This is a genomic window from Methylobacterium guangdongense, assembly GCF_038442355.1.
Lineage (GTDB): Bacteria > Pseudomonadota > Alphaproteobacteria > Rhizobiales > Beijerinckiaceae > Methylobacterium > Methylobacterium guangdongense.
This window is the reverse complement of record NZ_JBBXMX010000072.1, coordinates 1-957: the sequence shown is the minus strand read 5'-3', so window position 1 is coordinate 957 and position 957 is coordinate 1. Positions and strand designations below refer to the sequence as shown.

General features: G+C 65.4%; 2 protein-coding genes. Both read right to left on the bottom strand.

The features are described 5' to 3' along the window. A partial coding sequence (locus AAHG09_RS31785) for a thiamine pyrophosphate-binding protein (protein ID WP_342112336.1) occupies positions 1-415 on the bottom strand: 415 nt, incomplete at its 3' end. A 181-nt stretch (positions 416-596) separates the two neighbouring features. After that, on the bottom strand, positions 597-957 hold a 361-nt coding region (locus AAHG09_RS31780; protein ID WP_342112334.1), incomplete at its 5' end, for an SMP-30/gluconolactonase/LRE family protein.

Genomic DNA, 957 nt, shown 5'->3' with positions numbered 1-957 from the left:
GGACCTGCGCGGGCGAGGACGCCTGCTGCACGTAGGCCGAGACGTCCTTGAAGACGCTCGTGAGGTCGAATTCCTGCTGGTAGTGGGCGCCGTTGACGTTGCGTGCCTGCTGCCCGCAGATGGCGAGCAGCGGCACGTGGTCGAGGTGGGCGTCGTACATGCCGGTGAGCAGGTGCGTCGCGCCGGGACCAGAGGTCGCCATGCAGACGCCGACCTCGCCGGTGAACTTGGCGTAGGCCGCAGCCATGAAGGCCGCCATCTCTTCGTGCCGGACCTGGATGAACTCGAACGGCAGGTCGTTGCGTTGGAGTGCGCCGAGCAGGCCGTTGATGCCGTCGCCGGGATAGCCGAAGATCTTCTTCACCCCCCACTCGGCCAGGCGTTTCCAGAAAAAATCGGCGACGGCTTCGGCCATGGCGGGTCCTCGGGAATGGGTTTTAATGCCGCCCACATGGCGAACGTCGTCGGGGGCAGCATGGGACGGAGCCTGCGTGTACCAGCAAACGGCTTCCTTCGTCCGACGCCAACTTCGCGTGGGAAGCCAGGTTCCTGGGAGTTTCCGAAGCGTTCTGACGATGCCGTGATCCCATCCCGATCTACCGGGCGGCGAGGTCCAGGGCGTAGAGGTGCTGTTTGGACGTGATGAACAGCCGTTGCTGCTTCGGGGAGAAGCAGAGGTTGGAGCACACCTGGGGCGTTGGGATCAGTCCGAGCCGGTGTCCCTCCGCGGAGAGGACCTGGACCCCTGCCTCCGAGCTCGTCCAGATCCAGCCGCGATGGTCCACGCGGAAGCCGTCTGGGATGCCGGGCTCGATCTCGGCGAAGACCCTCGGTTCGCCCAGGGTTTGGTCATCCAGGACCGGATAAGCATGGATCGTATGCCCGTCGCCGCCCTCGGTTCGAGAGGTATCGCTGACGTACAGGGTGCGCCCGTCCGGCGAGAAGGCCAGCCCGTTC